The 1,499-nt window shown below is 62.9% G+C and carries 2 protein-coding genes; one reads left to right on the top strand and one right to left on the bottom strand.

The genetic code is table 11. The features are described from left to right. Window positions 1-567: 567 nt before the first annotated feature. Complete coding sequence (locus tag ABZX61_RS26670; protein ID WP_355198566.1) at window positions 568-1,011, bottom strand: MarR family transcriptional regulator; 444 nt, start codon at window positions 1,009-1,011, stop codon at window positions 568-570. A gap of 75 nt (window positions 1,012-1,086) precedes the next feature. Between ABZX61_RS26670 and ABZX61_RS26665 the strand changes: the two genes are divergently transcribed. Further along, window positions 1,087-1,473, top strand: coding sequence for a PPOX class F420-dependent oxidoreductase (locus tag ABZX61_RS26665; RefSeq protein WP_350727249.1), 387 nt, complete (start codon window positions 1,087-1,089; stop codon window positions 1,471-1,473). Window positions 1,474-1,499: the final 26 nt, after the last annotated feature.

Genomic DNA, 1,499 nt, shown 5'->3' with positions numbered 1-1,499 from the left:
AATCCAAGCAATTTCCGTCATAAATGACGGGGATATGCATGTGTATCTCATGCACTGGCTTTTAACACACTGTTGAGTTCTCAAGAAACGGACGCTTACATCTTCGCTCAAGTCTCTCGACCTTCGCTCGGAGGCGTGCCTCGCGTTTTCCTAAAATTTACCGAGCTTTTTGATTTCCGTCAAATCCGGAGATTTGCTGGAAACTGCTCAGACTTGCTTAGGATGGTGCACCCCGGTTGTCCCGGGGCAACCCTCGTAACTTACCGTGTCATCCAGAGCCTGTCGAATCAACCGATTTTTCGGTGATCTCCGTGCGCCAGACGACGACCCGAACTCCGAGCGCGCCGAAGCGGCTCTGCCGAGTGGCTCGTCATTTCAAAGGGCTTGCGCGGGGGCCCGTCCGCCTGATCGGCGTCCGGCTCACTCCCGGCGCGAACTAAAAGACTAGGTCGCAATCCGCGACACGTCAAATCGCCTCGCCGGGGGGCGTGGCGCGGACGATCCCGACCGCGCGGCGCGAGCCATGTCCCGGCCCTCACGGTGGCACAACGCGACGGTCTCTTGATGTCACAGTTCCAGGGTGGCTCGGGCGATCGCTTCGGCGCACCGGGCCAGCAGGCTGCGCAGTTGCTCCCGCTCCTCCGCGCTGAACTCACCCGCGATCGCGCGTTCGATCACCACGGCGCGCTCGTCCGCCGCCTTCAGCGCCGCACGCCCTGTCTCGCTCAGCCGGGTCTCCAGGACGTTTCGATGCCATGGGTGCGGGGAGCGTTCGATGAGGCCGCGTTCCTCCAGGTTCTTGAGCACGACGGTCATGGCCTGGGGCGTGACCAGGCATGCCCTGGCCAGCGCCGCGCCCGAGATACCGGGGTTGTCGGCCAGGGCGAACAGCGTCGCGTACTGGGGCACGGTCAGCCCTGCCGGCCGGACGGCGGCCTGTTTGGCCGCGATCAGGGTCTGCTCCGCACGCTTGATGTCCAGACCGAGGCGTTCGTCCGCAGGCATCCCCATGTCGTAAACAGTACAACATTGATGGTTATCAAAGCTTTGATAACCTGACGTGTATCTACGCTTTGGAGGAGAGACGTGATCATTCCCGACAGCCACTTGGACCTGCTGAAGCGCCCGCTGTTCGCCCATCTGGCGACGATCGGGGCCGACGGGACGCCCAACGTGAACCCGGTGTGGACGATCTGGGACGGGGAGCACTTGCGCTTCACGACCACGATGGATCGCTTCAAGTACCGGAACGTCAAGCAGCATCCGCAGGTGGCGGTCTCCATCAACGACCCTGAGCAGCCGTATCGCTATCTGGAGATCCGCGGCGTGGTCGAGCGGCTGGAGCTCGACCCTTCGGGGGACTTCTTCGACGTGCTGGCCAACCGGTACGGCCTGGAGTATGAGCGGCCGGTTGGGGATGCCGAGCGGCGGGTGGTGATCGTTGTGAAGCCGACACGCGTCACCCGGCAGTGATTGCGCGTCGGCCCTGGCGACGCTCG

This window comes from Nonomuraea sp. NPDC003709, assembly GCF_040610775.1.
Classification (GTDB): Bacteria; Actinomycetota; Actinomycetes; order Streptosporangiales; family Streptosporangiaceae; genus Nonomuraea; species Nonomuraea angiospora_A.
The sequence above is the reverse complement of the archived record's forward strand: the minus strand, read 5'-3'. Positions and strand labels throughout refer to the sequence as shown.

Coding starts and splice junctions, on each gene's coding strand:
- ABZX61_RS26670 (WP_355198566.1), bottom strand. CDS start 1,011: ATGGGGATGCCTGCGGACGAACGCCTCGGTCTGGACATCAAGCGTGCG.